Source organism: Synechococcus sp. R55.7, from assembly GCF_047461955.1.
Taxonomy (GTDB): Bacteria; Cyanobacteriota; Cyanobacteriia; order Thermostichales; family Thermostichaceae; genus Thermostichus.
In genome coordinates this window covers 9,484-11,097 of sequence record NZ_JANSIC010000047.1, presented here as the reverse complement: position 1 = coordinate 11,097, position 1,614 = coordinate 9,484, and the positions used below count along the sequence as shown (strand labels likewise).

At 59.5% G+C, this 1,614-nt stretch carries 3 protein-coding genes and 1 pseudogene; 3 read left to right on the top strand and 1 reads right to left on the bottom strand.

Annotated features, from left to right (window positions below):
• Positions 1-239 (bottom strand): annotated as a pseudogene (locus NW820_RS03995) (hypothetical protein); the annotation flags it as partial.
• A 165-nt stretch (positions 240-404) separates the two neighbouring features.
• Between NW820_RS03995 and rpmJ the strand changes: the two are divergent.
• From rpmJ to rpsK, 3 genes are all read left to right on the top strand, one after another.
• Entirely contained in the window at positions 405-521 is a 117-nt protein-coding gene (rpmJ, locus tag NW820_RS03990; RefSeq protein ID WP_011433187.1) for a 50S ribosomal protein L36, read from the top strand.
• 201 nt (positions 522-722) lie between these two features.
• Positions 723-1,106: a 30S ribosomal protein S13 gene (gene rpsM, locus NW820_RS03985; RefSeq protein WP_011433188.1), complete on the top strand. Its 384-nt coding sequence runs from the start codon at positions 723-725 to the stop codon at positions 1,104-1,106.
• 84 nt (positions 1,107-1,190) lie between these two features.
• Positions 1,191-1,577: a 30S ribosomal protein S11 gene (rpsK, locus tag NW820_RS03980; RefSeq protein WP_011433189.1), complete on the top strand. Its 387-nt coding sequence runs from the start codon at positions 1,191-1,193 to the stop codon at positions 1,575-1,577.
• Positions 1,578-1,614 lie beyond the last annotated feature (37 nt).

Here is a 1,614-nt window from a genome sequence, read left to right as displayed (position 1 = left end):
GCCTGCTCCTCCAACAGCCCAACCGCAACCCAGCCCCGATCCGGTACCCCATCGATGCGATCGGCAGAGCTGCGCAACGGCAAAAGCCAATCCCCCTCTGTCCTCAGGCCGTTCCCGTCCGTCGAAAAGTTCTCCACCGCAGAGGAGGAGCCTGCTGCCGGCAAAGGGATCCCTTGCCCCAACACAGGGGATCCCAGCCCCAGCACACCACTCAGCACAACCAGCCATTGCCACCGCATGGCCTTCTCCACCCCACAGTCGCGCCTACTTTGACTCAGGAGATCCTCGCCCAACCAGCATAGCCAACCCGACTGTCCGCTCGCTGTCAGCAAACCCAAACACATTTTGACAGGTTGCCCAGACGAACATAGAATGGATATTCGCTGGTTTTGTCAGGATCAACCATGAAGGTGCGGCCTTCCGTCCGTCGGATCTGTGAGAAATGCCGAGTCATCCGCCGCCATGGTCGGGTGATGGTGATCTGTTCTTCCAACCCGAAGCACAAGCAGCGGCAGGGCTAGAGGTTCGATGGTGGGTGGGTTCAGCCTGCAACGGGAGACAGAGGCAAAGGCTTCCGACACAACCGAGCAAAACGTTGGCTAGACCTCTCGGTGAGCATGGATCCCAAGACCGGCATCTCTACAGCAACATCTCTCTGAATGAGGATCCCATCTCAGGCAGGCAACTTGGTTTGATTTGATTTCGATAAGGTACCCCTGACTATGGCACGGATTGCGGGAGTTGACATCCCCCGAGAAAAGCGAGTGGAGATTGCCCTCACCTACATTTACGGCATTGGGCTGACCCGCTCCCGCCAGATTTTGGCGAAGACCGGTATCAATCCGGATACTCGTACCCGCGACCTCACCGACGCTGAGGTGGCCGCCCTACGGACGGTGGTGGAGGGCGAATACCAGGTAGAAGGGGATCTGCGCCGCCAGGAGGCGATGAACATCAAGCGGCTGATCGACATCGGCACCTATCGAGGTCGTCGCCATCGCCTGGGTCTGCCCGTGCGTGGTCAGCGCACCCGCACCAACGCCCGCACCCGCAAGGGGGTCAGGAAAACGGTGGCCGGCAAGAAGAAAGCTCCTGCCAAGAAGTAGTCGCTCGGCTTTGCGCGGAAGGCAAAACTCTTCCACCATCCCGAATCCCAACCCCAAACAGTCGATTGCAAGGACACCTGGATCATGGCTCGGCAGCAACGGCGCGGACGTAAAGTCAAAAAGAACATCCCCAATGGGGTGGCCTACATTCAGTCCACCTTCAACAACACCATCGTCACCATCACGGATCCCAACGGCGATGTGGTGTCTTGGGCCTCGGCAGGTTCTACGGGCTTCAAAGGGGCCAAAAAGGGCACTCCCTTCGCCGCCCAAATGGCAGCAGAAAGTGCGGCGCGTCAAGCCATGGAGAACGGCATGCGCCAGATCGAAGTGATGGTGAGCGGGCCGGGAGCCGGTCGGGAAACCGCCATTCGCGCTCTACAGGCAACGGGCCTGGAAATTACCCTTATTCGAGATATTACCCCCATTCCCCACAACGGTTGCCGTCCCCCCAAGCGGCGGCGTGTCTGAAGGATCCCGCGTTGAGGGCCGGTCGAGCGTCTGTAGG